20 protein-coding genes and 2 tRNA genes are annotated in these 26,413 nt (G+C 48.9%); 12 read left to right on the top strand and 10 right to left on the bottom strand.

The features are described 5' to 3' along the window. The first annotated feature begins 50 nt into the window (after positions 1–50). The 7 genes from guaB to H164_RS0101305 all read left to right on the top strand — a co-directional run bounded on the left by guaB (position 51) and on the right by H164_RS0101305 (position 8,599). Complete coding sequence (gene guaB, locus H164_RS0101335) at positions 51–1,535, top strand: IMP dehydrogenase (protein WP_019966963.1); 1,485 nt, start codon at positions 51–53, stop codon at positions 1,533–1,535. 5 nt (positions 1,536–1,540) lie between these two features. Continuing rightward, complete coding sequence (locus H164_RS0101330) at positions 1,541–2,971, top strand: peptidylprolyl isomerase (protein ID WP_025829734.1); 1,431 nt, start codon at positions 1,541–1,543, stop codon at positions 2,969–2,971. 29 nt (positions 2,972–3,000) lie between these two features. Then, positions 3,001–4,434, top strand: coding sequence for a peptidylprolyl isomerase (locus tag H164_RS0101325; RefSeq protein WP_019966961.1), 1,434 nt, complete (start codon positions 3,001–3,003; stop codon positions 4,432–4,434). Positions 4,435–4,437: 3 nt separating this feature from the next. After that, positions 4,438–6,102, top strand: a complete 1,665-nt coding sequence (locus tag H164_RS0101320; RefSeq protein WP_025829732.1) for an OstA-like protein — start codon at positions 4,438–4,440, stop codon at positions 6,100–6,102. Then, the gene (locus H164_RS0101315; protein ID WP_019966959.1) at positions 6,099–6,386 is read left to right on the top strand and encodes a hypothetical protein; all 288 of its coding nucleotides are present in this window, start codon (positions 6,099–6,101) and stop codon (positions 6,384–6,386) included. The genes H164_RS0101320 and H164_RS0101315 overlap by 4 nt, the downstream gene beginning before the upstream one ends. 4 nt (positions 6,387–6,390) lie before the next feature. After that, on the top strand, positions 6,391–8,223 hold the full coding sequence (gene mutL / locus H164_RS0101310) for a DNA mismatch repair endonuclease MutL (protein WP_019966958.1): 1,833 nt from the start codon (positions 6,391–6,393) through the stop codon (positions 8,221–8,223). Positions 8,224–8,524: 301 nt separating this feature from the next. Continuing rightward, positions 8,525–8,599: transfer RNA gene (locus tag H164_RS0101305), tRNA-Val, on the top strand. Positions 8,600–9,463: 864 nt separating this feature from the next. Here the strand turns inward: H164_RS0101305 and H164_RS0101295 are convergent. After that, complete coding sequence (locus H164_RS0101295; RefSeq protein WP_025829729.1) at positions 9,464–10,309, bottom strand: lipocalin-like domain-containing protein; 846 nt, start codon at positions 10,307–10,309, stop codon at positions 9,464–9,466. Between the two features lie 183 nt (positions 10,310–10,492). Between H164_RS0101295 and H164_RS0101290 the strand changes: the two genes are divergently transcribed. The 4 genes from H164_RS0101290 (at position 10,493) to H164_RS0101275 (ending at position 15,968) form a co-directional block, all read left to right on the top strand. Further along, positions 10,493–12,268: an oxaloacetate decarboxylase gene (locus H164_RS0101290; protein WP_008565442.1), complete on the top strand. Its 1,776-nt coding sequence runs from the start codon at positions 10,493–10,495 to the stop codon at positions 12,266–12,268. A 6-nt stretch (positions 12,269–12,274) separates the two neighbouring features. Beyond that, positions 12,275–12,811, top strand: a complete 537-nt coding sequence (locus H164_RS0101285) for an HD domain-containing protein (RefSeq protein ID WP_019966955.1) — start codon at positions 12,275–12,277, stop codon at positions 12,809–12,811. A gap of 63 nt (positions 12,812–12,874) precedes the next feature. Then, the gene (locus tag H164_RS0101280) at positions 12,875–15,706 is read left to right on the top strand and encodes a putative LPS assembly protein LptD (RefSeq protein ID WP_025829728.1); all 2,832 of its coding nucleotides are present in this window, start codon (positions 12,875–12,877) and stop codon (positions 15,704–15,706) included. Positions 15,707–15,710: 4 nt separating this feature from the next. After that, positions 15,711–15,968 carry a hypothetical protein gene (locus H164_RS0101275; protein ID WP_019966953.1) on the top strand — a complete coding sequence of 86 codons (258 nt, stop codon included), beginning with the start codon at positions 15,711–15,713 and terminating at the stop codon, positions 15,966–15,968. Between the two features lie 937 nt (positions 15,969–16,905). Here H164_RS0101275 and tsf read toward each other — a convergent pair. From tsf to H164_RS0101230, 9 genes are all read right to left on the bottom strand, one after another. Next, a complete protein-coding gene (gene tsf / locus H164_RS0101270) occupies positions 16,906–17,901 on the bottom strand; it encodes a translation elongation factor Ts (protein ID WP_019966952.1) in 996 nt (331 codons plus the stop codon). Positions 17,902–18,011: 110 nt separating this feature from the next. Further along, entirely contained in the window at positions 18,012–18,854 is an 843-nt protein-coding gene (rpsB, locus tag H164_RS0101265) for a 30S ribosomal protein S2 (RefSeq protein WP_025829727.1), read from the bottom strand. 354 nt (positions 18,855–19,208) lie between these two features. Beyond that, the gene (rpsI, locus tag H164_RS0101260; protein ID WP_008565448.1) at positions 19,209–19,595 is read right to left on the bottom strand and encodes a 30S ribosomal protein S9; all 387 of its coding nucleotides are present in this window, start codon (positions 19,593–19,595) and stop codon (positions 19,209–19,211) included. 11 nt (positions 19,596–19,606) lie between these two features. Continuing rightward, positions 19,607–20,068 carry a 50S ribosomal protein L13 gene (gene rplM / locus H164_RS0101255; RefSeq protein ID WP_019966950.1) on the bottom strand — a complete coding sequence of 154 codons (462 nt, stop codon included), beginning with the start codon at positions 20,066–20,068 and terminating at the stop codon, positions 19,607–19,609. Between the two features lie 361 nt (positions 20,069–20,429). Continuing rightward, positions 20,430–21,293: a hypothetical protein gene (locus tag H164_RS0101250; RefSeq protein ID WP_025829723.1), complete on the bottom strand. Its 864-nt coding sequence runs from the start codon at positions 21,291–21,293 to the stop codon at positions 20,430–20,432. A 10-nt stretch (positions 21,294–21,303) separates the two neighbouring features. Next, positions 21,304–21,741 carry a DUF6108 family protein gene (locus H164_RS0101245; protein WP_019966948.1) on the bottom strand — a complete coding sequence of 146 codons (438 nt, stop codon included), beginning with the start codon at positions 21,739–21,741 and terminating at the stop codon, positions 21,304–21,306. Positions 21,742–21,772: 31 nt separating this feature from the next. Further along, positions 21,773–22,216, bottom strand: coding sequence for a hypothetical protein (locus H164_RS0101240; protein WP_008565452.1), 444 nt, complete (start codon positions 22,214–22,216; stop codon positions 21,773–21,775). Further along, positions 22,213–22,680, bottom strand: a complete 468-nt coding sequence (locus H164_RS0101235) for an RNA polymerase sigma factor (RefSeq protein WP_019966947.1) — start codon at positions 22,678–22,680, stop codon at positions 22,213–22,215. Before H164_RS0101235 ends, H164_RS0101240 begins: the two co-directional genes overlap by 4 nt. A 125-nt stretch (positions 22,681–22,805) precedes the next feature. After that, positions 22,806–22,880: transfer RNA gene (locus H164_RS0101230), tRNA-Val, on the bottom strand. Positions 22,881–23,678: 798 nt separating this feature from the next. Here H164_RS0101230 and H164_RS0101225 point away from each other — a divergent pair. Beyond that, on the top strand, positions 23,679–26,405 hold the full coding sequence (locus tag H164_RS0101225) for a SusC/RagA family TonB-linked outer membrane protein (RefSeq protein WP_211214764.1): 2,727 nt from the start codon (positions 23,679–23,681) through the stop codon (positions 26,403–26,405). The last annotated feature ends 8 nt before the right edge of the window (positions 26,406–26,413 follow it).

Genomic DNA, 26,413 nt, shown 5'->3' with positions numbered 1-26,413 from the left:
AACCAAAGAAATATTGCTATATTTGCATGCAATAAATTCAAAATCACAATATGTCGTCATTTGTTGCAGATAAAATTGTAATGGACGGGCTGACTTTCGATGACGTCCTCCTGATACCTGCTTATTCAGAAGTGCTTCCTAAGGAGGTAGAGTTAAGAACCCAATTCACACGTAACATCATTTTGAACGTACCTTTCGTGACTGCGGCCATGGATACAGTCACTGAGGCGGCCATGGCCATAGCTATTGCACGCGAAGGTGGCATCGGTGTCATTCATAAAAACATGACCATAGAAGACCAAGCCCGCCATGTTGCCATCGTAAAGCGGGCAGAAAACGGCATGATCTACGACCCGGTGACGATTAGACGAGGCAGTTCGGTCAAGGAAGCACTGGCCATGATGCACGATTATCACATCGGTGGCATTCCAGTTGTTGATGATGACAACCGATTGGTGGGCATTGTGACCAACCGCGACCTGCGTTTCGAGCGCCACATGGATAAACTGATTGACGAAGTGATGACAAAAGACAATCTTGTGACGACGCATTTGCAGACCGATTTGGTGGCCGCGGCACAGATACTTCAAGAAAACAAGATCGAGAAGTTGCCCGTTATAGACAAGAACAACCGCCTCGTGGGCTTGATAACTTATAAGGATATCACCAAAGCCAAGGACAAACCGATGGCTTGCAAGGACGAGAAAGGCCGCCTACGTGTGGCAGCTGGCGTCGGTGTTACAGCCGATACGATGGAGCGGGTCACTGCTCTTGTTGAGGCAGGTGTCGATGCTATCGTCATTGATACGGCTCATGGACACTCCAAAGGCGTGGTCGAGAAGTTGAAACAAGTAAAGGCTTCTTTCCCGAAAGTAGACGTTGTCGTTGGCAATGTGGCCACGGGAGCCGCGGCAAAGTACTTGGTTGACAACGGAGCCGACGCCGTTAAGGTGGGCATAGGCCCGGGTTCTATCTGCACAACCCGCGTGGTTGCCGGTGTGGGTGTACCCCAATTGAGTGCCGTTTATGATGTTTATACCGCGCTGAAAGGCACAGGTGTGCCTCTGATTGCTGACGGTGGGCTTCGTTATTCGGGCGACATTGTGAAGGCATTGGCAGCCGGTGGCAGCAGTGTTATGATTGGATCGCTCGTCGCAGGCACTGAAGAAAGCCCCGGAGAAACGATTATTTTCAACGGACGTAAGTTCAAAAGCTATCGCGGAATGGGCTCCCTTGAGGCCATGGAACAGAAGAACGGATCGCGAGACCGCTATTTTCAGAACGATATCAGCGATGCCAAGAAACTCGTTCCCGAGGGTATTGCCGGCCGGGTTCCCTACAAAGGCACCGTTCAAGAGGTGATTTATCAACTCACGGGCGGCCTACGTTCGGGCATGGGTTACTGTGGTTCGAATTCCATCGAGCGGCTTCATGGTGCCAAATTCACCCGGATTACGAACGCAGGTGTGATGGAAAGCCACCCACATGACATCGCTATCACGAGCGAAGCACCCAACTATTCGCGTCCGGAGTAAGGCTTATGCAGAGAGAAAAGACTGTCATCGTGTCATTGGCCATGCTTCTTTGCGGGAGCATGGCTTTTGGTCAGGCCGGCGATCCCGTGGTGATGACGGTCAACGGCAAGCCCGTTCTGCGCTCAGAATTCGAATATGCTTATCAAAAGAGCAATACGAACGGTGTCATCGACCGGAAAACGGTGGCCGAATACGCCGACTTGTTCGTGAATTATAAGCTGAAAGTGGAGGCAGCACTCGAGGCACGGCTCGACACTTTGACCTCGTTCAAACAGGAGTTTGCGGAATATCGCGACCGACAGGTGCGGTCTTCGTTGGTCGACGAGGCCGATATGGAGAACGAAGCCCACCGGCTTTACGAGCAAACCCGGCAGCGGGTAGACTCGTTAGGCGGCTTGGTTAAGTTGCGACATATCCTGTTAAGACTGGGACAACGCGCTCCGCAAAGTGCAGAAGTACAGGCCAAACAGCGCATAGACTCTATTTATGAGGCCTTACGGCATGGCGCTGACTTCGCAACATTGGCAAAGAAATATTCAGACGACAGGGTTTCGGCCGAAACCGGAGGCAGTTTACCTTGGATACAGCCCGGGCAAACGTTGCCAGAATTCGAACTTCGGGCCTATAGTCTGCAAAAAGGTCAGATGAGTGAGCCTTTCTTGTCTCCCGCCGGCTACCACATTATTATATTAGAGGACCGCCGGAACTTCTTTCCTTATGACTCCTTGCGAACCGATATCTTGCGTTATATCGACCAACGCCATCTAAGGGAGCAGCTGATCGAGGCCCGTCTGAACGAAAAAGCCCGTGAAACGCATGCCACACCGGCTGCCGTGCTGGAACAACATCAAAAGGAAATGGAGTCGAAAGACCCGTCATTGAAGTATTTGATACAGGAATATCACGACGGTTTGCTACTGTTTGAAATCATCAATCGTGTCGTTTGGGACAAAGCTGCACATGATGAGGCCGGATTGACAGCTTATTTCAACCGCAATAAGAAGAAATATAAATGGGAATCGCCCCGTTATAAGGGTGTCGCTTACAGCGTGAAAGCGCCCGAAGACGTGAAGAATGTGGCCAAGGCCCTGAAACGAGTGCCCTTCGAACAGTGGGATGAGGTGATTGAAACACAGTTCAACGGGAACGGGATGGCCCGTGTGAAGGCCAAGAAAGGGCTCTTCAAGCAGGGCGACAACGCCATTGTAGACCACAAAGTGTTTAAGCAAGGCAGTCCAAAGCCCGAGAATGACTATCCTTTCACGGCCGTTTACGGCAAGAAGCTCAAGGCTCCCAAGACGTTGGATGATGTGCGTCAGGTGGTAATTGCCGACTATCAGGAGGAACAGGAGGCACAATGGGTGGCAACCTTGCGAACCAAGTATCCTTTCAGCATCGATCAAACGGTCTTGGCTACAGTGAAAGAACAGCAATGACAGGAATAAAATAAAGAAATCATATAAATATGAGCAACGAATATAAACTTTTTGGTGGCTTCATCGGCCTGCTGTTGTTGGCAGGTGTCACGGCGCAGGCCAATAAAGTAGGCGGCAATGCGGCCGAAGTCAAGGATTTCGTAAAAACGGAAGTGAAGGTTCCGGAGCATTGTGTCGTAGATGAGGTGGTATGGATAGTGGGTGACGAACCCATTTTGAAGTCCGATGTCGAACAGATGCGCCTGCAAGGCGAGATGGAAGGCATGAAATGGGGTGGCAATCCCGACTGTCGGATACCCGAACAGATAGCCGTTCAGAAGCTGTTTCTGCATCAAGCCGCCCTTGATTCCATTGAAGTGACGGAGTCAGACATTGCCCAAACGGTGGAACAACAGATAAACTTCTGGATCAACTCGGCCGGTTCGCGCGAGAAATTAGAGGAATACCAAGGTAAAAGCCTGAACCAAATTCGCGCCGACCTGCATGATGACGTGAAAAACAGCAAGATGATTCAGCAAATGAAGAAGAAAATCATGGCTGATGTCAGCGTGACTCCGGCCGATGTGCGCCGTTATTTCAAGGATTTGCCTAAAGATAGCATCCCATTTGTACCGACAGAAGTTGAAGTAGAAGTGTTGGTTAGGAAGCCACGTATCCCACAAAGCGAGATAAATCGGGTCAAAGACCAACTGAGAACCTTTACGGATAGGGTGAATAAAGGCGAAACTTCGTTCAGCACATTGGCCCGATTGTATTCTGAAGACCCCGGTTCGGCTCGTCAAGGTGGCGAGTTGGACTATTCAGGGCGTGGAACCCTCGACCCAGCCTTCGCGAGTGTGGCCTTTAATCTGACCGACCCCAAGAAGATTTCAAAGATTGTTGAGTCGGAATTCGGCTATCATATCATTCAATTGGTAGACAAACGGGGCGACAAAGTCAAGGTGCGTCATATCTTGTTGAAGCCGAAAGTGTCGGGTGAAGCATTGACACAGGCATTGGAAAGATTGGATTCTATCGGCAAAGATATCAAGGCCGGTAAGTTTACCTTTGAGGAAGCGTGCTCTTATTTGTCTGAAGATAAAGACACACGCAACAATCATGGACTCATGGCTTATAGCGATAACCAGACAGGAAAGATTACTTCGCGGTTCCAAATGCGTAATCTGCCCACCGAGATAGCTGCCGTTGTCGACACAATGAAGGTGAATGAAATCTCAGCACCGTTCAAAATGACCGACAATAAAGGGAAGACCGTTGCTGCCATCATTAAGTTGGTGAACCGAGTCGATGGCCATCGCGCCAAAATCACCGAGGATTTCCAAACCATGCAGGAGGTTGTGACGCAGAAAGAGAGTGAACGAAAACTGCATGATTGGGTGGTCAACAAGATAAAGAACACGTATGTCCGTATGAACGACCGCTATAAAAACTGCGACTTTGAGTATCAAGGGTGGATAAAATAGTGAATGAAGCATAGCAATATCATACATCTTTGCGGGCATAGTGTCGTCATCAGGGTGGCTCTATGCCTGTTTGGGCTAAGTATGTTTCAGTGGATTGAGGCGGAAAACAGGAAAAACAAGCGCCTCAAAGCCGACGAAATGATTTATTTGGTCCATGCCGATGAATTGCGATATGACCAATTTGGCCCCACAGGCGATGCCCAAATCGTGAAAGGACGTGTGCATTTCACGCACCAAGGTTCAAGCCTTTGGTGTGACAGTGCCTACTTTTATCAAACTTCAAACTCTGTGAAAGCCTTCGGAAACGTGCGATATGTGAAGGGAAAAGAGCTGTCGTTGAAGGCCGATCGCGCTGCTTATGATGGTATGAGACAGCTGTTGGAAGCTCGCAAAAACGTTGTTCTTCATCATTCAGGTAAGACACTTTACACCGATAGTCTTGATTATGACCGCTTCAATGACTATGCTTATTTCTTCGAAGGTGGCCGATTAATCGACGGAAAAGACCGGTTAGTGTCCGATTGGGGCGACTATAATCTGAAGACACGTGAGGCAACTTTCTGGTATAATGTAAGGATGAAGAGTGCCAATCGGACGATAACAACCGACGAATTGCACTACGATACGCGGCAATCTAAGGCACATGTCGTCGGTCCGAGCACGATTGTGCAGAACGGAAGCATTATTCATACGTCGGATGCTTACTTCAACAGCAAGACCGACAAGGCCGAAATGTACGGCCGTTCCACTGTAACCGAAAAGGATAAAGAGATAACCGGCGACAGTTTGTACTATAATAAGCGGACAGGATTGGCGAGCGGGTTAGGCAATGTGGTCTATGTGGACAAGCTGAACAAGAACGAATTGACCGGACAACGGCTGTTTTACAATGAAAAGACAGGCTATGGCTTTGCCACCGGACGGGCTTTGGTGAAGGATTATTCGCAGCGTGACACGCTATATCTGCATGCCGACTCCATGAAACTCTTCACTTTCCACCTCAATACCGACTCCATGTACCGCAAGGTGCATGGCTTCAATCACGTAAAAATCTATCGGAAAGACGTCCAAGCCATTTGCGATTCGTTGGTGTTCAGCAGCAAAGACTCCTGCATAACAATGTATCACGACCCAATTGCATGGAGTGGCGACCGCCAAATCCTTGGCGAAGTGATCAAAATCTACATGAACGACAGCACAGTTCGAGAGGCCCACGTCATCAATCAGGCCTTGAGTGTGGAGCGTATTCCGCAACAAAAGTACTTCAACCAGCTGTCGTCGAAGGAGATTTCCGCCTATTTCACGGACGGAAAGATAAGGCGCACCGTCGCTTCGGGCAATGCAAAGGCCATATTTTACCCTGTTGACGACAAAGATTCAACCTTACAAGGCCACATTTACATTGAAACCGACACTATCAAGATGTATATCTCGCCCGAAAGGAGGCTGGAAAAGATATGGACGCCTAAGAATACGGGCGTAATGTTGCCCATGACGCAAATACCTGCATCGAAATTGAAGCTCCCAGAGTTTGCTTGGTTCGAGGAACTACGCCCAACCGACCCGCAAGATGTGTTCGTTTGGCGAGGTAAAGGAGAAGACAATGCGTTGAAAATCATCAAGCGTCATCAGGCGCCATTGCAGAACTTAGCCGACACAACGCCATGAGTTTCTTCCGACAACCACGTCCCCGACGCTTCCATCACGAGTATATCTATGTCGATGAGCGCAAGGAACGCCTGCAAAGAATCGAACAACGGGCCAAGGAAACGCTTGGCCTTGCGACGCACCGGCCCTTGGATCGCGAGCAATTGCACGAGACTTTCAAGGCCGCCATGCCCCACATGGCATGCCGAAAACGCCGTCATAGTCCGGCAAGGCAGTTGTTAGAAACGGGCTTTTTGGCCTTCCTGCTCGTGCTGTTCAGTTTATTATTGATGTTTTTACTATAGCTTTATGAGTGATATCATACAACTCTTGCCCGATTCTGTGGCCAATCAGATCGCCGCAGGTGAGGTCATTCAGCGGCCCGCATCGGTCATCAAGGAATTGGTTGAGAATGCCGTTGACGCCGGAGCCAAGAACATCAGGGTGCAAGTCATCGACGCTGGCAAGACATCCATACAGGTCATCGACGACGGAAAGGGTATGTCGGAGACCGATGCACGCCTTTCTTTCGAGCGACATGCCACGTCAAAGATTCGCAAAGCCGATGATTTGTTTGCCTTACACACGATGGGTTTCCGCGGAGAAGCCTTGGCTTCGATTGCCGCGGTGGCGCAGGTGGAACTGCGAACCCGGCAGGAAAAGGACGAAGTCGGGACGCAACTGTTTATCGCGGGCAGCCGTTTCACGGGCCAAGAGCCGTGTTCCTGCCCCGTAGGAAGCAATTTCTCGATCAACAATCTCTTCTATAACGTGCCGGCACGCCGCAAGTTTCTGAAGTCGAACGCCACTGAATTGAACAACATTATCGCGGCTTTCGAGCGCATAGCCTTGGTCTATCCCGACATCGCTTTCAGTCTTCACAGCAACGGAACGGAGCTTTTTAACCTCAAAGCCGGCGTACTTCGACAGCGTATCATCGACATTTTCGGCAAGCGACTCAACCAAGATCTGCTTCAAGTCAAGGTGGATACGACGATGTGTCGCATCAATGGATACGTAGGAAAGCCGCAATCGGCCCGCAAGAAAGGCGCACATCAATACTTCTTTGTCAATGGTCGCTACATGAAACACCCTTATTTTCACAAGGCAGTGATGAATGCTTTCGAGCGACTTGTGCCTTCTGGCGAGCAAATACCTTATTTCTTGTACTTCGAAGTGGCTCCCGAAGATATCGATGTCAATATTCATCCCACCAAAACTGAGATAAAATTCGAGAACGAAGTGCCTATTTGGCAAGTCCTTTCCGCTGCGGTAAAGGAGGCTGTCGGCATGTTCAACGACATTCCTGCAATAGATTTCGACACCGAAGGACGCCCCGATATCCCGGTCTACAGCCCAAATGAGCAGGTCGAGGCCCCCACTTTGAAGTACAATCCCGACTACAATCCCTTCCGTATGAGCGGCGGTTCTGCTAAACCTTCATCTGCCAATCGTTGGGAAAAGCTCTATGAAGCGGCCCAAAGTCAGCCGAGTCAGGAGTCGGAACTCTTCTCCTCAGAGTTGACAATGCCCGAGCCGGCAGACGAACCTTTGTCGATTGCGAGCGTCATTGCCGAGAAATCGCCGGCCCATTATCAGTATAAAGGCCGCTACATGATGACGGCTGTGAAGTCGGGACTGATGATTATCGACCAACATCGGGCGCATGTCCGCATTCTTTTCGACCGTTATGTGGAGCAATTGCGGCGGCGTGAGGTGGTGGCACAGAAGATTTTGTTCCCCGAAAACATTCATCTTTCGGCCTCGGAGGAGGTTACCTTTTCGAAAATCTCGGCCGAATTGCAAGACCTTGGCTTTGAAATCAGTGCCATGGGTGGCTCGAGTTATGCCGTTCAGGCGGTTCCTGCAGGCCTCGAAGGACTGAATGTTCCCGATCTTTTGCGTGATATGATCGCCTCGGCACAAGAGAAAACCACCGCCATTCACGACGAAATCAACAGCACTTTGGCCCTCACCATGGCCCGAAAGGCTGCCATTCCCATGGGACAGGTGCTGAGTAACGACGAAATGGAGAACATTTTCAACTCGCTTTTCAGCTCTTCCAACCCCAATTACACGCCCGATGGCAAGAATATCCTTTGTATCTTGAAACAAAGCGAGATAGAACATCTCTTGGATTAGGGCAGAAGCTGTCGCAATAATCATTTTGTTGTCAGGTGTTTCAGATGGAATAGCTATTAGAATAGAGAAAAATCGACTCCTAATTCCGCCCAAGAAGAATGCCATAACAATCCATATCTTCCCGCTTGGAAGCCGCATTCCCCTCCCTTGGGCGGGGTTAGGGGTGGGCTTTAGAGGGGATATAGCTGGGCTTCCCCTCCCACTTTTTCCTGCAAAATCTTTGATTTCGATTGTTTTTTTTGCCTTTTTATTTGCTACTTTCAAATAAAATACCTACTTTTGCAATCGCTTTTGAGCACAAGGGCGTTTAGCTCAGCTGGTTTAGAGCATCTGCCTTACAAGCAGAGGGTCGGCGGTTCGAATCCGTCAACGCCCACATGGGGTGTTTCCCTGTGGTCTTTCGGGACTGCAGGGATATTTTTTTGCCCCGCACCGAGGCCCACCTTGAATAACCTCAGCACAGCTATTATCGCGTAATATGGCAGAGATAGCAATGTGGGGACTTTGCCTTTGAACTTTGAGCTTTGAATATTGAACTTTAAGGTTAATCGAAGGATAAGATGATTTGTGGGCAAGAGGCATGTAGGGACGTACGGCTCGTGCGTCCGTTCCATTCATATTGAAAAGTATATACACGTGGCTTATTAAGGGGACGCACGAGCCGTGCGTCCCTACATGCCGTGGACTTGGTCTAATCTCATTCCTTTTGTAATGCAATCTCGTCTGTATGGCTGTGTAAAACGGTTCGTTCTGTCACACAAACCGGACTTTTGGAGCGCATTTCCTTGGTTAATGTTTTTTAAGAAAGAAATCAAAAAAGCGGACAAAAAAAGCTGGTTGGGGTTGCAACATGTGCACGGTGATTTTGCATTCTCTATCATCTTATTTTACAATATGACTTACTTCGCTGGTCAATTCGAGCTGTTTTGTAAGCCGAAATGAGCCACTTCGGCAATCAAAATGGCTGATATTAATGTGTTGTTTCAGTCATCTTGAAGCCCGTTTCTACGGCTTGTACGAAAAAAGGGAAGGCCTTTCACGACCTTCCCTGATGCAAATATAATACTTTTTACAGGCGAATGCAAATCCAATATGAATTTCGTTGACATTCTTACTTTAAGAGATAAGCTCGTCATCCCTTGCAAAAAGCAACCAAAATCCCCGCTTTTAATCGCTATTCAATAAGGTATTTGGCTCCTCTCTCCTTGGAAGAGGGGTCGAGAGTGAGGCTTTTGGGCTTCTATTCCTGCCGCATCGCCTTCTTCAAAGCCTCTTTCTTGAGTTTCTTAGCTATGTATCTGGCCTTGACATTAACGTCATTGATGCTGCGTTTTCGATAGTAACTGCGCGAGTCGATGCCGTCGCTAAGCACGAGAGAGTCGCGTCCCAAGTAGACAATAATGCAGGTATCCTTGCGCGGATTGATGGTGGTGATGGTGTTGTCCTTGCTGAATACGGGCGTTGCACTCTCCACAATAAGCTGTCCGTTCCATATATGCCAGCCCGTGAAAAAGCTGAGTTGCGGATAAACCACAGGGCTTTCTTGCTCCAACGACGACTGTTCACTGACGTAACCCACGCTTTGTGCCGCCCATTGACGACGCAACCAAAAGCCGTATTCGCGTGGAATAAGGTAGGTTTGCTTGATGGAATCGGGCATGTCGCGCATCATTCTCTGTTGCAATTTCTTGCTCATTTTCTTGTAATCGCGCATTTGTGGCATGACAATATAGCACCAAATGCCTTTCAATTCGTCGAGATTTACCACCTCGTCCGCCATGTGTTTGTCTTGCTTGTTGACCACTATTCCAATCCAATCTCCTATCTGTATGTCGCCCAAAATACGGCCGTTGCGGTGCGCATCGATAATATCATAGGGCACAGGATCGCGTCCGTCGGTGGGCAAAAGCACGATGGTTGAGTCGTTACATCCCTCACATGCCAAGCCATAGACGGTGCTGTCGCCCTTGATACGCAGTTCTTCGTTGAGGTATCCCTTGCGTTTAGTGGGCTGTTTCTCCTTGTCTCCGCAGGCCATCAGGCCCATAACGGCGCAAACGGCAGCCATCCAAGTCTTCAATTTCATTGCTTCAAATTTTGTGCAAATATAAAGCAATATTTGCAAAAAATAGATGTAATGCGGTCGTTTTTGGAATTTTTTATCTAATTTTGCAGCCTAACGGGTGCCTATCATGCCCTTGTTGGAAAGCAACGGCTTGAAGGTTCCCTTTTTAGGACAAGGATATCAAATACATATTTTATTATTATAATGGGAAAGAAAATACAGTTCAGTCTCGTTTATCGGGATATGTGGCAGAGCTCAGGCAAGTTCCAACCTCGCAAAGATCAGCTGGAACGCATCGCTCCTGTCTTTGTTGAGATGGGTTGTTTCGCGCGTGTTGAAACCAATGGAGGGGCCTTTGAGCAGGTCAATCTCCTTGCCGGAGAGAACCCAAATGAGGCAGTTCGCGCCTTTTGTAAGCCACTTCATGCGGCCGGAATCAAGACCCATATGCTTGATCGTGGGCTGAATGCCCTTCGAATGTACCCCGTTCCGGACGACGTTCGCGCCTTAATGTATAAGGTAAAACATGCACAAGGGACCGACATAACACGTATTTTTGACGGCCTAAATGACGTGCGTAACATCATACCTTCCATCAAATGGGCCAAGGAAGCAGGCATGACAGCACAGGGAACACTGTGTATCACCACCTCACCGGTACACACTTTGGAATACTATACACGTATTGCTGATGAGCTGATTGAGGCAGGTGCCGAGGAAATCTGCCTGAAAGACATGGCCGGTATCGGCCAACCAGCCCTGCTGGGTAAGCTGACAAAGGCTATCAAAACCAAGTATCCTGACATCTTGATTGAGTATCATGGGCATTCAGGACCAGGGCTTTCGATGGCCTCGATCCTTGAGGTTTGCAACAATGGTGCCGACATTATCGACACAGCTATGGAGCCTTTGTCATGGGGAAAGGTGCATCCTGACATCATATCTGTATTGAGTATGCTGCGCAATGAGGGCTTCGATGTGCCGCAAATCAATATGAATGCCTACATGAAAGCACGTGCTTTGACACAGGAATTCATTGATGAATGGCTTGGATATTTCATCAATCCGGCCAACAAAATCATGTCTTCTCTGCTCTTAGGTTGCGGACTTCCCGGTGGAATGATGGGCTCAATGATGGCCGATTTGGGTGGTATTCGACAGACAATTAACAACCTTCGCAAGAAGAAAGGGGAGGAAGAGCTCTCCATGGACGATATGCTTGTGAAGCTATTCAGCGAGGTTGAGCACGTTTGGCCACGTGTTGGGTATCCCCCTTTGGTTACTCCTTTCAGCCAATATGTAAAGAACATAGCTCTTATGAACCTGTTAACAATGGAGCAAGGTAAGGGACGTTTCGTCATGATGGACGAGTCCATGTGGGGCATGATACTGGGAAAGAGCGGCAAAGTGCCTGGAGATATCGACCCCGAATTGGTGGAATTGGCCAAGAAACAAGGCCGCGAGTTCACCGATGCCGACCCACATACGCTACTTACCAACGCGCTTGAGGACTTCAAAAAGGAAATGGATGAGAACGGATGGGACTATGGTCAGGACGATGAAGAGCTCTTTGAGCTGGCCATGCACCCTGAACAATACCGCAATTATAAGAGCGGTCAGGCCAAAAAGAACTTCCTTTCAGACCTCCAAAAGGCTAAGGATGCAAAGTTGGGTGCGCAGGTAAGCCCCGAAGAGGCAGCCGCATTCAAGCACGCAAAGGCTGATGCTATCGTCTCACCTGTAAAGGGTCAGCTCTTTTGGGAGTTCCAAGGAGAGGGCGAAGCAGCCCCCGCTGTGGAGCCATTCATTGGAAAAGAGTATGCAAAAGACGACATCTTCTGTTACATTCTCACCTCTTGGGGCGAGTTTGTTTCTATTCCTTCGGCCCTCGGCGGACAGCTTGTTGAGATCAATGCCAAGCAAGGTAGCAAGGTAGGAAAGGGCGATGTGATTGCCTATATCCAGCGTCCTGAGGCATAATCAAACATGGATTATCAGCAAATCATTGATAAATACTATCCCGAAGACAACCGTCTTAGGAACATATATATGACACACAGCACGCTTGTAATGAAGCGTGCTGTGCGCATTTGTGACCATCATCCCGAACTAAACCTTGACCGTCAGTTCATTATTGAGGCCGCCATGCTCCACGATATAGGTATCTTTAAGTGCGATGCACCAGGCATTCAATGCTTTGGAAAGGCTCCTTACCTTACTCACGGCCACATAGGTGCGGAGCTACTTCGGGCAGAAGGGCTTCCGAAACATGCGAGAGTGTGTGAAAGACACACGGGGGCCGGTATCACAAAAGAGGAGATATTGCGTCTCAATCTTCCGCTTCCACCGCAGGATTTTCTGCCCGAAACGATGGAAGAAAAGGTCATTTGCTATGCCGATAAGTTCTATTCAAAGACCCGACCTGAACAAGAAAAGACGATAGAACAGGCCGAAAAGAGTCTTCAACGCTTTGGAGAAGCGGGATTGGAACGCTTCAAATCGTGGGAAAGACAGTTCGAATAAAAATATCTTTTAACGCTGAAAGGCAGACTGTTTCAGCGATTTATTACTATCTTTGCACCCTAAATGAGGAGAATTTCGTTTACAGTTCTGTTGCTTTGTGCCTTCTTTTTCATGCTGGCCAACGCCGACTATCAGTCCCGAAAGAGGCATAAACGTGCCTCTTCTGACAGTGTTGCTGTAGACAAAGCCATGAAACGAGACTCCTTGGGCCGTGAAATCATCGACACAACTACGATGGATTCCCTGCAACTGGCCATCTATCGGCACAACAAAACCATTGACGACTCCATTCATCTTGACTCACTTAACCGGCAGAAAAAGAACGGAATAGACGCTCCGGTGAACTTTTCGGCCAACGATTCCATGGTATATGACGCACGAAACAAGACGGCTTTCCTCTATGGATCGTCGAATGTAAAGTACGAAAACATGGACCTCAAGAGCGAACGTATCCACTTGAACATGGACAGTAGCCTCGTTCATGCTACCGGAGTGAGCGATACTGCGAGCAAAGGGCTAAAGGGTACGCCCGTATTTTCAATGGGATCGGACAACTATGAGAGTGATACTATGTCCTTTAATTTCAAGACCAAGAAGGGCTTGATACAGAATGTTGCCACCCAACAGGAGGAAGGTTTCCTGCAAAGTAAGCTCTCCAAGCGCAACGACAAGGGCGAGATTTTCCTGCAACATGGCCGCTATACCACCTGCGACGAGCCCCATCCTGACTTCTATATTGCCCTTTCGCGGGCCAAGGTTCGCCCGGGAAAGGACGTTGTTTTCGGGCCTGCCTATCTCGTTGTGGCTGATGTTCCGTTGCCATTAGCCATACCTTACGGCTTTTTTCCATTCACAAAGAGTTACTCAAGCGGCTTTATTATGCCCACATATGGCGATGAAAGCACCCGCGGTTTCTATCTTCGAGACGGCGGATATTACTTTGCTATGAGCGATAAATGGGACTTAAAGCTCCTCGGAGAGATTTATACTCGAGGCTCATGGGGCTTAAGTGCGGCCACCAACTACCACAAACGCTATCGCTATAGCGGCACTTTCTACGCCGCATATCAAGACACCAAGACCGGAGATAAGGGGCTTCCGGACTTCACCCGCCAGCAAAGTTTCAAGATACAATGGAGCCATCGGCAGGATCAAAAGGCCAATCCGTTCAGCTCTTTGGCTGCAAGTGTGAACTTTGCTTCGTCGAGTTACGAGCGAAATAACATGGGAAGCCTCTACAATCCGCAGACGCTTACGCAGTCTACCCGCACATCTTCGGTCAGTTGGAGCACCACTTTCTCGAGCATCGGCCTCTCTCTTAGCTCCACAGCCAACCTGAATCAGAACATGCGCGACTCGAGTATAGCCCTCACTTTGCCTGATCTTAACATCAATATCAGCCGCTTTTACCCCTTCAAAAGGGCGCATGCGGCAGGCGCAGAACGCTGGTATGAGAAGATTGCCGTAAGCTATACGGGACAGATAAGCAACTCTATCAACACGAAAGAAGACCGACTTTTCCGTTCAAATCTCATCAAAGACTGGCGCAACGGCATGCAACATCGCATTCCGGTCAGCGGAAGTTTCACGCTGTTCAACTACATTAACGTGACTCCTTCTTTCAATTTCACCGACCGAATGTACACCAATAAGGTCACAAGATCATGGGACAAGGTAGCCAAAAAGGAAGTCGCCGACACCACATATGGCTTCCATAACATCTATAACTGGGACTTTAGCCTCGGTGCAAGCACCAAACTCTACGGCATGTTTATACCGAATCGCAAGCTTTTCGGCGACAAAATACAGGCCATTCGTCATGTCATCACGCCGTCGGTCAGCTTCAGTTACGCCCCCGACTTCGGCACTTCGCGCTACGGTTACTATGCCACTTACCAGCGAACCAATGCCGACGGCAGCGTCGAACTCGTTGACTATTCACCTTATTCCAATGGTCTTTACAGCGTTCCCGGCCGGGGAAAGACGGGAAATGTAAGTTTTTCGTTCGACAACAACATTGAGATGAAGATTAAATCCGACAAGGATTCAACCGGCATCCGCAAGATAAGCATCATCGATAACCTTGGTTTCAACATGTCATATAACATGGCTGCCAAGGAAAAACCATGGAGCGACCTCAGCATGAACCTGCGTCTGAAGTGGTGGAAGAACTATACTTTCAACATGAATGCGGTCTTTGCGTCCTACGCTTACGAGTTGGATGCGAACGGACAGCCCTACGTCGGCAACCATACCTACTGGGGAATGGGCAAGTGGGGCCGCTTCCAAGGCATGTCACAGAACGTTTCTTTCACCCTCACACCCGAGAAATTGAAAAAGATTTTCGGTGGAAGTAGCAACGAAGATGAGCCGAAAGGCAAGCGCAACGACCCCGAAGCAGAAGGCGTGGACACCAATGTTGAGTCGAATGTTGACGACGATATGATCGAAGGACAGCGCAGTGTACGCAAGAAGAAAGCCACAGGAAAGGCCGAAACCGACGACGATGGCTACATGATGTTCTCCATGCCGTGGTCGCTAACCGTTGGTTATGGCATCACAATGCGCGAGAATACCGACGTCAGAAAGTTCAACTACCGCACCATGCGCTATCCTTATATGTTCACACAGACCTTGAATTTCAGCGGAAACCTGCGCATTAGCGATGGCTGGAACATCAGTTTCTCATCGGGATATGACTTTGAGAACCACGCAATTAGTATGACAACGGCCAGCCTGCAACGCGACCTTCACTGCTTCAACATGAGCTGTCAGGTGGTACTTGCACCTTATACGAGCTACAACTTCAGCTTCCGATGCAACGCAAGTACGCTGACCGACGCCCTGAAATACGACAAACGAAGCGGCTACAGCAATGCCGTGCAATGGTATTAAGCCTATGAATACGCCCCAATTCAGCCGAGACAGCATCGAAGCAGCCTATTGTTTCTTCCACCAGAAATGGCAGGTTTACGCCTTTTCTCACAGCGAACGCCAAAAAGATGACATCGAATATGCCATCAGTGAATATGTTTATGAGATGGATCCTTCCCTCTATGGCTGGCTTTCCGACGGCAAAGAGGGCTTCTTGTTGACCCATACTTCCTTTCCGGACGATATGCGTTCGGCTGTTGAGAAGCTGGAACAGTTGCTCTGACCGCAGGTCCTTACCACTTGATATTTGCGATGGAAAGAGGCCATCCGCTTGTTTTTACTTCCGTGCCTTACTCGTTTTTTGAGCGGACGCACGAGCCGTGCGTCCCTACATGTATTCGAGCAGCTCGCCCTCTCCTCCATTTTGCACATTAATTCGGCTTGTATGAGTATGTAGGGACGCACGGTTCGTGCGTCCGCTCCATGTGAATGAAATCCAAATGCACAGGCCGTGCGTCCCCACATGCATTCGAGTAGCTCGCCCTCCCCTCCATTTCACACATCAATTCGGCCTGTATGGGAATGTAGGGACACACGGTTCGTGCGTCCGCTCCATATGAATAAAGTCGCAAATGCACAGGCTGTGTATCCCTACATACCGTATAACAATCAACTTGTTCACTCGTTTACTTATTAACTGTCAACTGAAATGTGGACGGACGCACGAGCCGTGCGTCCCTACATGCATTCGAGCAGTTCGCTTTCTCCTCCATTTCACACATTAATTCGGCCTGTATGGGTATGTAGGGACGCACGGTTCGTGCGTCCGCTCCATGTGAATGAAGTCGCAAATGCACTGGCTGTGTATCCCTACATACCGTATAACAATCAACTTGTTCACTCGTTTACTTATTAACTTCAGCTGCAATGTGGGCGGACGCACAGGCCGTGCGTCCCCACATAATTTGATTTGATAATCAACGACTTGCACTTTACATTTCAATCTCACCCATTTCGCCGTGCAATCGCAGCCATTTTACCGCCTAATATGGCCCATTTTACTGCGCAATATGGGTGATATTGAAAACCGAAATGAACGCCATTATCCGTAAGGTACAAAAGATTGCCGAACAAGGCAGGCCGGACGGAATACGAAAACGGGTGTCCCACATGACGTGGGACACCCGTTTTATATTTGATTGACTGCGATTTTCGCGGGCTTACTCAGCCACAAGCGTGAAGCGTTTGTAGGCCACAATCTTCACATCGCCCTGTTTCTTCAGCCATTCGCTGACGCTCAGCTTCTCATCATCGCCGAATTGGAACTCTTGATCAACGAGACAGTTCTCCTTGAAGAACTTGTTGAGCCGGCCCTTTGCGATGTTTTGAATCATATCCTCATTGAGGCTGGCTGCCTTCTCTGCGCCAACGGTTGCCTTTATCTGGCGAGCTTTGTCGGCATCTTCTTGCGTGAGCCATCCCTTCTTCGTGTTGCTCTCGATATGATCATCTGAATCGACGTGCGCGGGATTGATTCCGGCTTTCTTTAAGGCTGCGTTGACGGCCTTTTCTACCATCTCTTCCTTGGTCTTTTCAATGGCAACCTTGAACTCTTCGTCCTTAACTGCCTGCGGAACTGAGGCTTCATCGAGCGCAACGGGCTTCATTGCAGCCACCTGCATGGCGATTTTGTGGCCGGCTTCTTCGTTGTTGGCACTCAGTTGCACCATTGTTGCCAGCGTATGTCGGCCCATGTGGTCGTAAACAGAGATGTTTTCGCCCTCAAGGAAGCTGTAACCGTCGATCTCCATCTTCTCTCCTGTGATGCCGGAACGGTGCTGTACGTTTGTTGCGGCATCGTCTCCGTTAGCCAATTTGAGTGCTTTCACCTCGTCAAGTGTCTTGCATTTTGCAGCGATTGCTGCGTCAAGAATGTCTTGAGTGAGCTGAATGAAGTCCTTACCTGCAGCCACAAAGTCGGTTTCGCACTTCACTGCGACCATAGCGGCAAAGCCATTGACGCACTTAACGAGCACGCAACCGTTGGAAGTTTCGCGGTCTGACCGCTTTGCTGCAATGGCCAAGCCACGCTCGCGCAGCAAGTCTTTTGCCTTATCGAAGTCACCTTCGGCCTCGGTCAGGGCCTTTTTAACGTCTGCCAGACCTGCACCGGTCATGGAACGCAGTTTCTTTATATCCTCAATTGTAATAGCCATAATTGTAATTCCTTTCTTCTTCTTTATGAATTTAAAAACAAATAGGGACTTATTGACATGGTATAGGGGCTTATAGGAGCCTATCCTTATCAATAAGACCCTATGATTAGTTACTCTGCCTTGGCTTCTTCGGCCTCGGGTTCAGCTGCGGCTTCGTCTGCAACGGGCGCAGCTTCGGTCTCTTTGCGGGCCTTTCGGGTGCGTTTCTTCACCTCTACGGCCTCTTCGGGCTGCGCAGCAGCTGCCTTTTCGTCAGCTTTTTCGGCCTTACGTTCCTCAAGTCCCTCGGCAATAGCACCGCAAACAGCAGTGAGAATCACCTCTACACTGTCCTTGGCGTCGTCGTTTGCAGGGATAACGAAGTCGATATTCTTCGGATCGGAGTTCGTATCGACGATTGCAAACACAGGAATACCGAGACGATTTGCCTCTTTCACGGCGATATGTTCTTTCATTACGTCGACGATAAAGAGTGCGCTTGGCAGACGAGTCAGGTCGGAAATGGAACCAAGGTTCTTCTCCAACTTGGCGCGTTGACGTGTGATTTGCAGCAATTCACGCTTAGATAGGTTTGCAAAAGTGCCGTCGTTCATCAGCTTATCGATGTTAGTCATCTTCTTAACTGCCTTGCGAATGGTTGGGAAGTTGGTCAACATACCACCTGCCCAACGCTCACTTACGTACGGCATGTTAACAGATGCGGCCTTATCTGCTATGATTTCCTTAGCTTGTTTCTTAGTAGCGACAAACAGAATCTTCTTTCCTGACTTTGCAATTGCCTTGAGAGCCTCGGCAGCATCATCGATTTTGGCAACCGTTTTGTGGAGGTCAATGATGTGAATGCCGTTACGCTCCATGAAAATATAAGGAGCCATGGCGGGATTCCACTTGCGTTTAAGGTGCCCAAAGTGGCAACCTGCTTGGAGTAATTGGTCGAAATTTGTTCTTGACATTTCTTTTGTTGTTTTAATTTGTTTACTTTCTTTGTTAATTCTTTCGGCTGTTCACGGTCGCAATATGGCTGTGAACAAGCTCTATTTTGCTCAGAACCAACCCGGCAGTAATCTGTTTTTAGCCTCAGAGTCTGCCCGGTTTAGATACTAAACTCACTTTCCTTTGAGCTTTGAACGCTTTTCTTTTGAAGTTTGAACATAGAACTTTGAAGTTCATGCTCAGTTAACTTTGAACTTTGAAGATTGAATACTGAACTTCATGATTACGCTTTTGGAGTGCTATTATCAGCAATAAGCCAATCTCATTTAGCATATCCTGAACTCCAAAGTTCAAAGAAAAAGAGTTCAAAGTCATTAACGCTTGCTGAACTGGAAGCGGCGACGAGCCTTCGGTTGTCCCGGTTTCTTGCGTTCAACTGCACGACTATCGCGCGTAAGGAAGCCTGCGTCTTTCAGAACCTTCTTGTCTTCGGCATTCACTTTGACGAGAGCTCGGGCGATAGCAAGGCGAAGTGCCTGGCTTTGACCAGTGAAACCGCCACCGTCAAGGTTTGCTTTTATGTCGTATTTCCCATCAGCTTCGAGCAGCAACAAGGGCTGTTTAACCACATATTGCAGAATAGCTGAGGGGAAGAATTCGGTTAAATCCTTCTTATTGATAGTGATCTTGCCTGTTCCTTCAGCGAGGTATACACGAGCTACTGCACTCTTACGGCGACCAATTGCATTTAATACTTCCATCTTAATCCTTATTATTTGTACTGGTTAATATCGATTGTCTTCGGCTTCTGCGCCTGTTTATCGTGCTCAGAGCCCTCGAATACGTAAAGGTTATCCAACAAAGTGCGACCCAAACGGCCCTTGGGAAGCATGCCTTTTACAGCATGTCGGATGATTTTGTCAATGCCGTTCTTGCGCGTACGCAGCTCTGCTGGCGTGTTGAAACGCTGACCTCCGGGATAACCAGTATAGCGTGTGTAGACCTTATCGGTCTCTTTTTTGCCCGAAAAGACCACTTTTTCGGCATTAATAATGATGACATTGTCACCGCAATCGACGTTAGGAGTGAAGTTGGGTTTGTACTTTCCGCGAATCAACTTGGCTACTTTAGAGCATAAACGACCTACAATCTGGTCGCTGGCATCTACTACCACCCACTCTTTCTTAGCTGTTTCCTTGTTTGCGGAAATAGTCTTGTAACTTAAAGTGTCCATTTCTAAAATTTAATTTTACTACTAAAAAACAATGTTTTGATGCTTTGATAACAGAAACCTCGCGGCGCCTCCAGTCTAAAAGAGACCATCCACAGCTTTCTTTCTGCTGTCTGACAGATTCACTAACCGCCAATTCCGGCCAAAGAAAAGGCTATTAACACTGCCAAACTGCCGGGAATTCTAAGCTTATTCCCGACAATCGGTTTGCAAAGTTACATATTTTATGGATAGAAACGCGCGTCTCTATCCATCAATAACGGCTGAATTAGAAACTTTTAACAGTAAGGTCGGCCGTTAACGGCATATAATAAGGTGAAAACCTTCATGGCTTTCACCTTATTATATATAGGGACCTGACGGCTTAGAACATGAGACCGAACGACAATGTCCTGAACTTTGGCCCGTAACCATCGCGCAATAAGTTGCAAGGACTATATTTGAAATAGACGTCGGGCAGCCCATGAAGGAGGAGTTTTCCCATAAAATCGACGGTAACGGGGCTGATACGGACATCTGTGTCTACGTCTTTCACCTTGTGATTGTTCAGCGTGTAGCGCGTCTTCAGGCTGCCGTAGGTGTTGAAATTGACCACCGGACCGATGCTGAACCCTATCCGTTTGCCTTCAAACCGATAGCTGATGGGCACGTTGATGCTGAAAACTTTGATGCGAGAGAAGCGTGGTTGGCTACCCGAAGGATAGGCATCGAGGGCCACGGCACGCTTGTCTTTCACGAAACGCAGGTCATCGGTCATGCGATAATTGCGCCAATCGAGGCCCAATCCGATGGAGAAAGCGTGCTGATTGCGCCATGGACGATAGGCCCAATCTGCCACAATCCACCACAATTCCCAAGACTTGAAGGGCTGAATGTCGGCACCTGAAGGCATTCCCACGGCGTTATTGAAGCCCGCGGCAAAGTTCATGGAGCACTCTGTCTGTGCTTTTCGCCCGCGTTTCTTGCTGAAACCGGCGATAGAAAACTTCCATGTCTCGTCGTTAATGGCCGAAGTACTCACGTAATTGCTGTCGACCAATTGGATACTGTTCTCGTAATGATAGGCCGGATTGCCCTCGCTTCCCCACACTTCCACGTGCTGTAAGGAGTCGCCCACGATGATTTTCACCCGCCGGGGCTTCTCTATGACCACGGTGTCATTGTCAGATGGTGTCGCACCGGCCGTCAAACTGAAGGCCAATGCCATGCAAACGAAGATTGTTTTCATATGTTTATGTTTAATGTATGAGTTTCCTTAGTTCGGCCACACTCGCCACCTTACCTTCCATATAGACCACGGTAAGTACGGCCGTGCGCCCTTTTCGCAGCGTGAGGTAGCACAGATAGCGGTACAAATCGCCTTGCCGGGGCAATGTCATGATGAGCGTCACCGTTCCGTTCCGCTTGGTCTGCTCCGTACTCGTGGCCGTTTTGCCGTCGCGTTCCACGAGTTCGTCTACCGTTTTCCACTGCTGTTCGGTGGCATTAAAACGCACACTGCGATAGAATTCGAGCCCGTATTTGCTGATGGCACGCCCTTTTACGCGCACTTCCACCATGTTTTCGCGCGGCACAACCTTGCCTTGAAAGAGCGAATTCACGCTCAATCCCTGCTGTGCATGGGCCGCAAAGGCAAGCAATCCCAATGCGATTGTCAAGAAAATGCGATGTTTCATAACGCTATATTTGATGATGTTCCTTTCCGTTTTACTCGTTTCCGAAGATGTCGCGCAGCTGGTTTTCAACGTTGGCGCCATCATTTCCGTGAATGCTTTGCAGTGTTCCGTCCACCTCTTTCATCACTGTGGCAGGATCGGTCACGTGCCGATTATAGATATAAGCCTCGCAATAGTCCTGCCGTTCGGGGCTCCACAGCAGGCTTCCCACTGCCAATAGCAAGGCCACCGAGGCTGCTATGCCGATGAATGTCTGCCGTGAAAGCAGACGAACCGGCTGCCGTTTGCGCTCCGTTTCAGGCTTTTCAAGCGGCATCATGGCCGAGAGCGAACAGAAAAACTCGCGCATCGGCAGTAAATCCGCAGCCACCTCGTTGCCCGAAAAATAGCGGTAGAGCCGCCGTTCCTCGTCAAGTGAGGTTTCACCCGCCATGAAACGGGCTGCCAACATTCTGATTTCTTCGTCCTTATTCATTGTTGTTGTTTTAAGAATTTCAGCCTGACCGCTTGTCGCGCACGGCTCAACACCTTCCTCACCGCAGCCTCTTTGCTTCCTGTGAGTGCGGCAATCGCGCTCATTTCCATGCCTTCCATGTGCCGAAGCCGCATGATGGTCTGCTGCATTGTGGGCAATTCGTCGATGATTTGCATCACTTTCTCATAGCGTTCGTCCCATGTTGACTCGCTTTCTGCCACATTTTCAGGCATGCTGACAGTGGGTTGGCGTCGCCGCAAGCGGTCAATGCAACGGTTTTTCACCAGCACCAAGGCCAGAGGACCCATGGGCAAGCGCAGTGAATCCAGCAATTGCCAGAGCTTCAACAGCACATCCTGCACCACATCTTCAGCCTCGTCACCGTCCTTCAGATAGCTTCGGGCAGTGTTCAGCATGTGGTTTCGGTTGCGTTCCACCTCGCTTTTATATTCCTCGATGGTCATCGTTGTTGACTCGTTTCTTTATTCTTCATACGCAGGATGAAGCATTTTGTGACACAAAAATAATCTTTTTTTTGGGTTACATCATAAAAAAAGAGATTTGAAACCTATCAAATCTCTTTCTCATGTGGGCGTTGACGGATTCGAACCGCCGACCCTCTGCTTGTAAGGCAGATGCTCTAAACCAGCTGCGCTAAACGCCCTGTCCCGTGTGTTGAATTATATTGCAAAAGTAAACATATTCTTTGAGACAGCCAAACAGCCTTGCCAACATTTCATACTTTTTAAGAAAGTGAGGCAATAAGCATGGAACGGGGAGCCCACCCCCTCCCCTCCCGAGGGAGGGGAGGCCGAGCTTGCGGGCAATGTCGGTCGTTTCGGTTTTCAATATCACCCATATTGCGCGGTAATATGGGCCATATTAGGTGGTGAAATGGGTGAGATTGCACGGTAAAATGGCTGAGATTGGAATGCAAGGTGCAAGTCGTTGATTATCAATATGAATGCATGTAGGGACGCACGGCCCGTGCGTCCGCTCGCAAAACCACGTATATGTGCACGCATTTTGAATGGGACGGACGCACGAACCGTGCGTCCCTACATACCTCTTGCCCGCAAATCATCCTGCCATTCGCCTAATCCTAAAGTTCAATATTCAAAGTTCAAAGTTCAAAGTCAACAAATCCTAAAGTTCAATATTCAAAGTTCAAAGTTCAAAGTCCAGGCCCCTACATCGCCGGCATGGCCATTTTGCCGCGCAACATGCCCCGAATGGTTTTGCAATCTGCATGGGATCACGCGCCAAATTATTTTGTTTTTTTATCACATCGGCCTTGCAATTGGAAAATTTTAGCTATATTTGTCAAACATAGCAGCTGTGAGTGTTCGCATGAGCCGTGATATTGCGTGCTCATCATGCGGACAATCGTTCGCAAGACACACCCTTTCGTAGGGTTGTTCCTGTTAAAAGGCTGCTGAATGTATATCAATCGCCTCACTTTATGATAGATTATCGGGACATGATACATTGGAAAACTCTTCTTTGCGGACTGCTTTTGTCGGCGAATTCCGCGATGGCACAAAGCGTAAGTTCGCGGATTGACACGGCAACCATAAGGAAACTGGCCCCTAAAACCATTGCCGGAACGGTGGACATCATCACAGAAAAGCAGATGAACAAGGGCTTGGTGACCAGCTCTTTGAATGCTTTGAGCGGTCAGGTGGCCGGTGTGAGCATTTCATCTGGCGAGAATCGCATGGCACAACTCAACAGTGTGCGCGTCCGGGGCACCACTTCGCTCACCGCAGGCAATGACCCTTTGGTGATAATTGATGGTGTTTACAGTGACTTAAGCACGCTTTCAACGGTCTATCCTGCCGATATTGAACGCTTTGTTATCCTGAAGAATGCCACGGAAACGGCCAAATATGGCTCCAGAGGAGCTTCGGGTGTCATTCAAGTCACCACGAAAAAGGGCAGTGGAAGCCTGTTTCACATCAGCTATGACGGCAATATCGGCTTCGAACATAAGTTCGGTAACCTCGAAATGTTGTCGGCATCCGACTACAAAAACACGGCGAAGCGATTGCAACTCCATTATGTTGACGGTGGTTATACTACTGATTTTCAAGACGCTATCACCCGAATAGGCTTCGTACAAAACCATCATGTGGCCTTCAGTGGCGGTGCACTTAACAGCAATTATCGCGCATCTATCGGCGTAATGCAGCACAACATGGTGGTCAAAGTGATTGAAAGTAACAACTTCGTTGCCAAGTTTGACCTTTCACAAAAGGCCTTCGACGACGTTCTTCTCATTGATTTTGGCGTGTTTGGTTCGTCACAAAAGAACGCATACCTGCCCGATGAGCAAAAGCTTTTCTACAGTACTGCCACGCAAAACCCCACGTTTCCCGCCGGAAAGAACGCGCAGGGAGGTTGGGACCGCAACCCTACTGCGAGCCAAATCGCCTCGCCTTTGGCCCTACTCAAGCAGAAAGACGACGACAAAAACCTGAATTTCAACACCCATTTAGGCCTTACGTTCACGCTCGACAAGGCGCTTTTGCTGAAGCTTTTCGGCAGCTATAGCTACAATTCCCTTGAGAATGCCACGTTCTTTCCAACGTGGGTGTGGGCCCAAGGCCAAGCTTTTCGGGGCGAACATAAGGGCGAAGCGTGGCTGGGAAACGCCACATTGGAATATCATTTCTGCCAAGGTGCACACGAATTCAGCGCAACTGCCATGACAGAATACCAGAAAAGCCAACGCAGGGGCTTCTGGACTACCGTCAAAGGCTTTACATCTAACGACTTTGGATACGACAATCTCGGGGCCGGTTCACTGCGTCCTTACGGCGGAACCGGCTCGGATTACAGTGCTCCCTCCGTGGCTTCGGTGTTGGGAAGCATCGGTTATACGTTGCTTAAACGCTACAGTTTGGACGTAAACCTGCGGGCCGACGGTAGCAGTTTGTTTGGGAATGCCAACAAATGGGGCTTCTTTCCGTCTGCTTCCCTCACATGGAATGTCGGTCAAGAGTCCTTTTTTGCGCCCTTGAATGGGGTGGTCAGCCTTTGGAAACTACGCACCGGATATGGCCAAAGCGGCAATCAAGGGGGCATAGACTCCTATAATTCGCTCCCTCTTCTGCGGCCCTTGGGCATCATTAGCTATCAAGGAACGCCCACAATCACCTTGGGACAGTTCCGAAACACCAATCCTGACCTGCGATGGGAGACGAGAAGCACGTTCAATATCGGCACGGATGTCGGCCTGTTTCACAACCGTATCGTGCTCACGGCAGAGTATTACTACAGCTTAACCACCAATATGCTCTATCAATATGACGTGCCCGTGCCGCCATTCACGTTTGATAAGTTCCTTGCCAACTTGGGAAAGATGAGCAATAGCGGCTTGGAAATCGGGTTAGGTGTCACACCTATTGTCACAAAGGACATGGAGTTGAACGTCAATATGAACGTAGCTTTCCAAAAGAACAAGCTCATCTCGCTGTCAGGTGACTACAACGGCGTGCGACTTTCTGCAGCTGACATCACAACGATAGGGCAATTGAACGGCGCAGGCTTTCATGGTGGCAACAACAACATTGTTTATCAGATCGTAGGTCAGCCATTGGGCGTGTTCTATCTGCCACATTGCACGGGATTAAGGCGGAACCCGGACGGCAGTTACAGCTATGACATTGCCGATCTTGACCACAATGGGCGTGTTAACATAGAGGATGGAGGCGACCGTTACATTGCCGGACAGGCCACACCTAAGTGGACTTTGGGTTCAAACATCAGCTTTCGATACCGTGATTTCGATGTTTCTATGCAGATAAATGGTGCATTTGGGCACAAAATCTACAACGGAACGAGTCTCACTTACATGAACATGACGAGCTTTCCCGACTATAATGTCATGGCCAAAGCGCCCGGAATGAACATCAAAGACCAGATTGCCACCGACTATTGGCTTGAACGAGGCGACTATCTCAACGTGGATTACCTCACCATCGGCTGGAACATACCCCTCAAGTCACGCCATGTCAGCGCGCTTCGGCTTTCATGTTCCGTCAATAACTTGGCCACCTTAACGGGCTATAGCGGCCAAACGCCGATGATCAACAGCTATATCGTCAACAACACGCTGGGGATTGACGACAAGCGCAGCTATCCTCCGTATCGAGCCTACTCTTTCGGCGTCAGTATTCAATTCTAAGTGCCTTG

The sequence above is a fragment of the Segatella maculosa DSM 19339 = JCM 15638 genome, assembly GCF_000382385.1.
Taxonomy (GTDB): Bacteria; Bacteroidota; Bacteroidia; order Bacteroidales; family Bacteroidaceae; genus Prevotella; species Prevotella maculosa.
The sequence above is the reverse complement of the archived record's forward strand: the minus strand, read 5'-3'. Positions and strand labels throughout refer to the sequence as shown.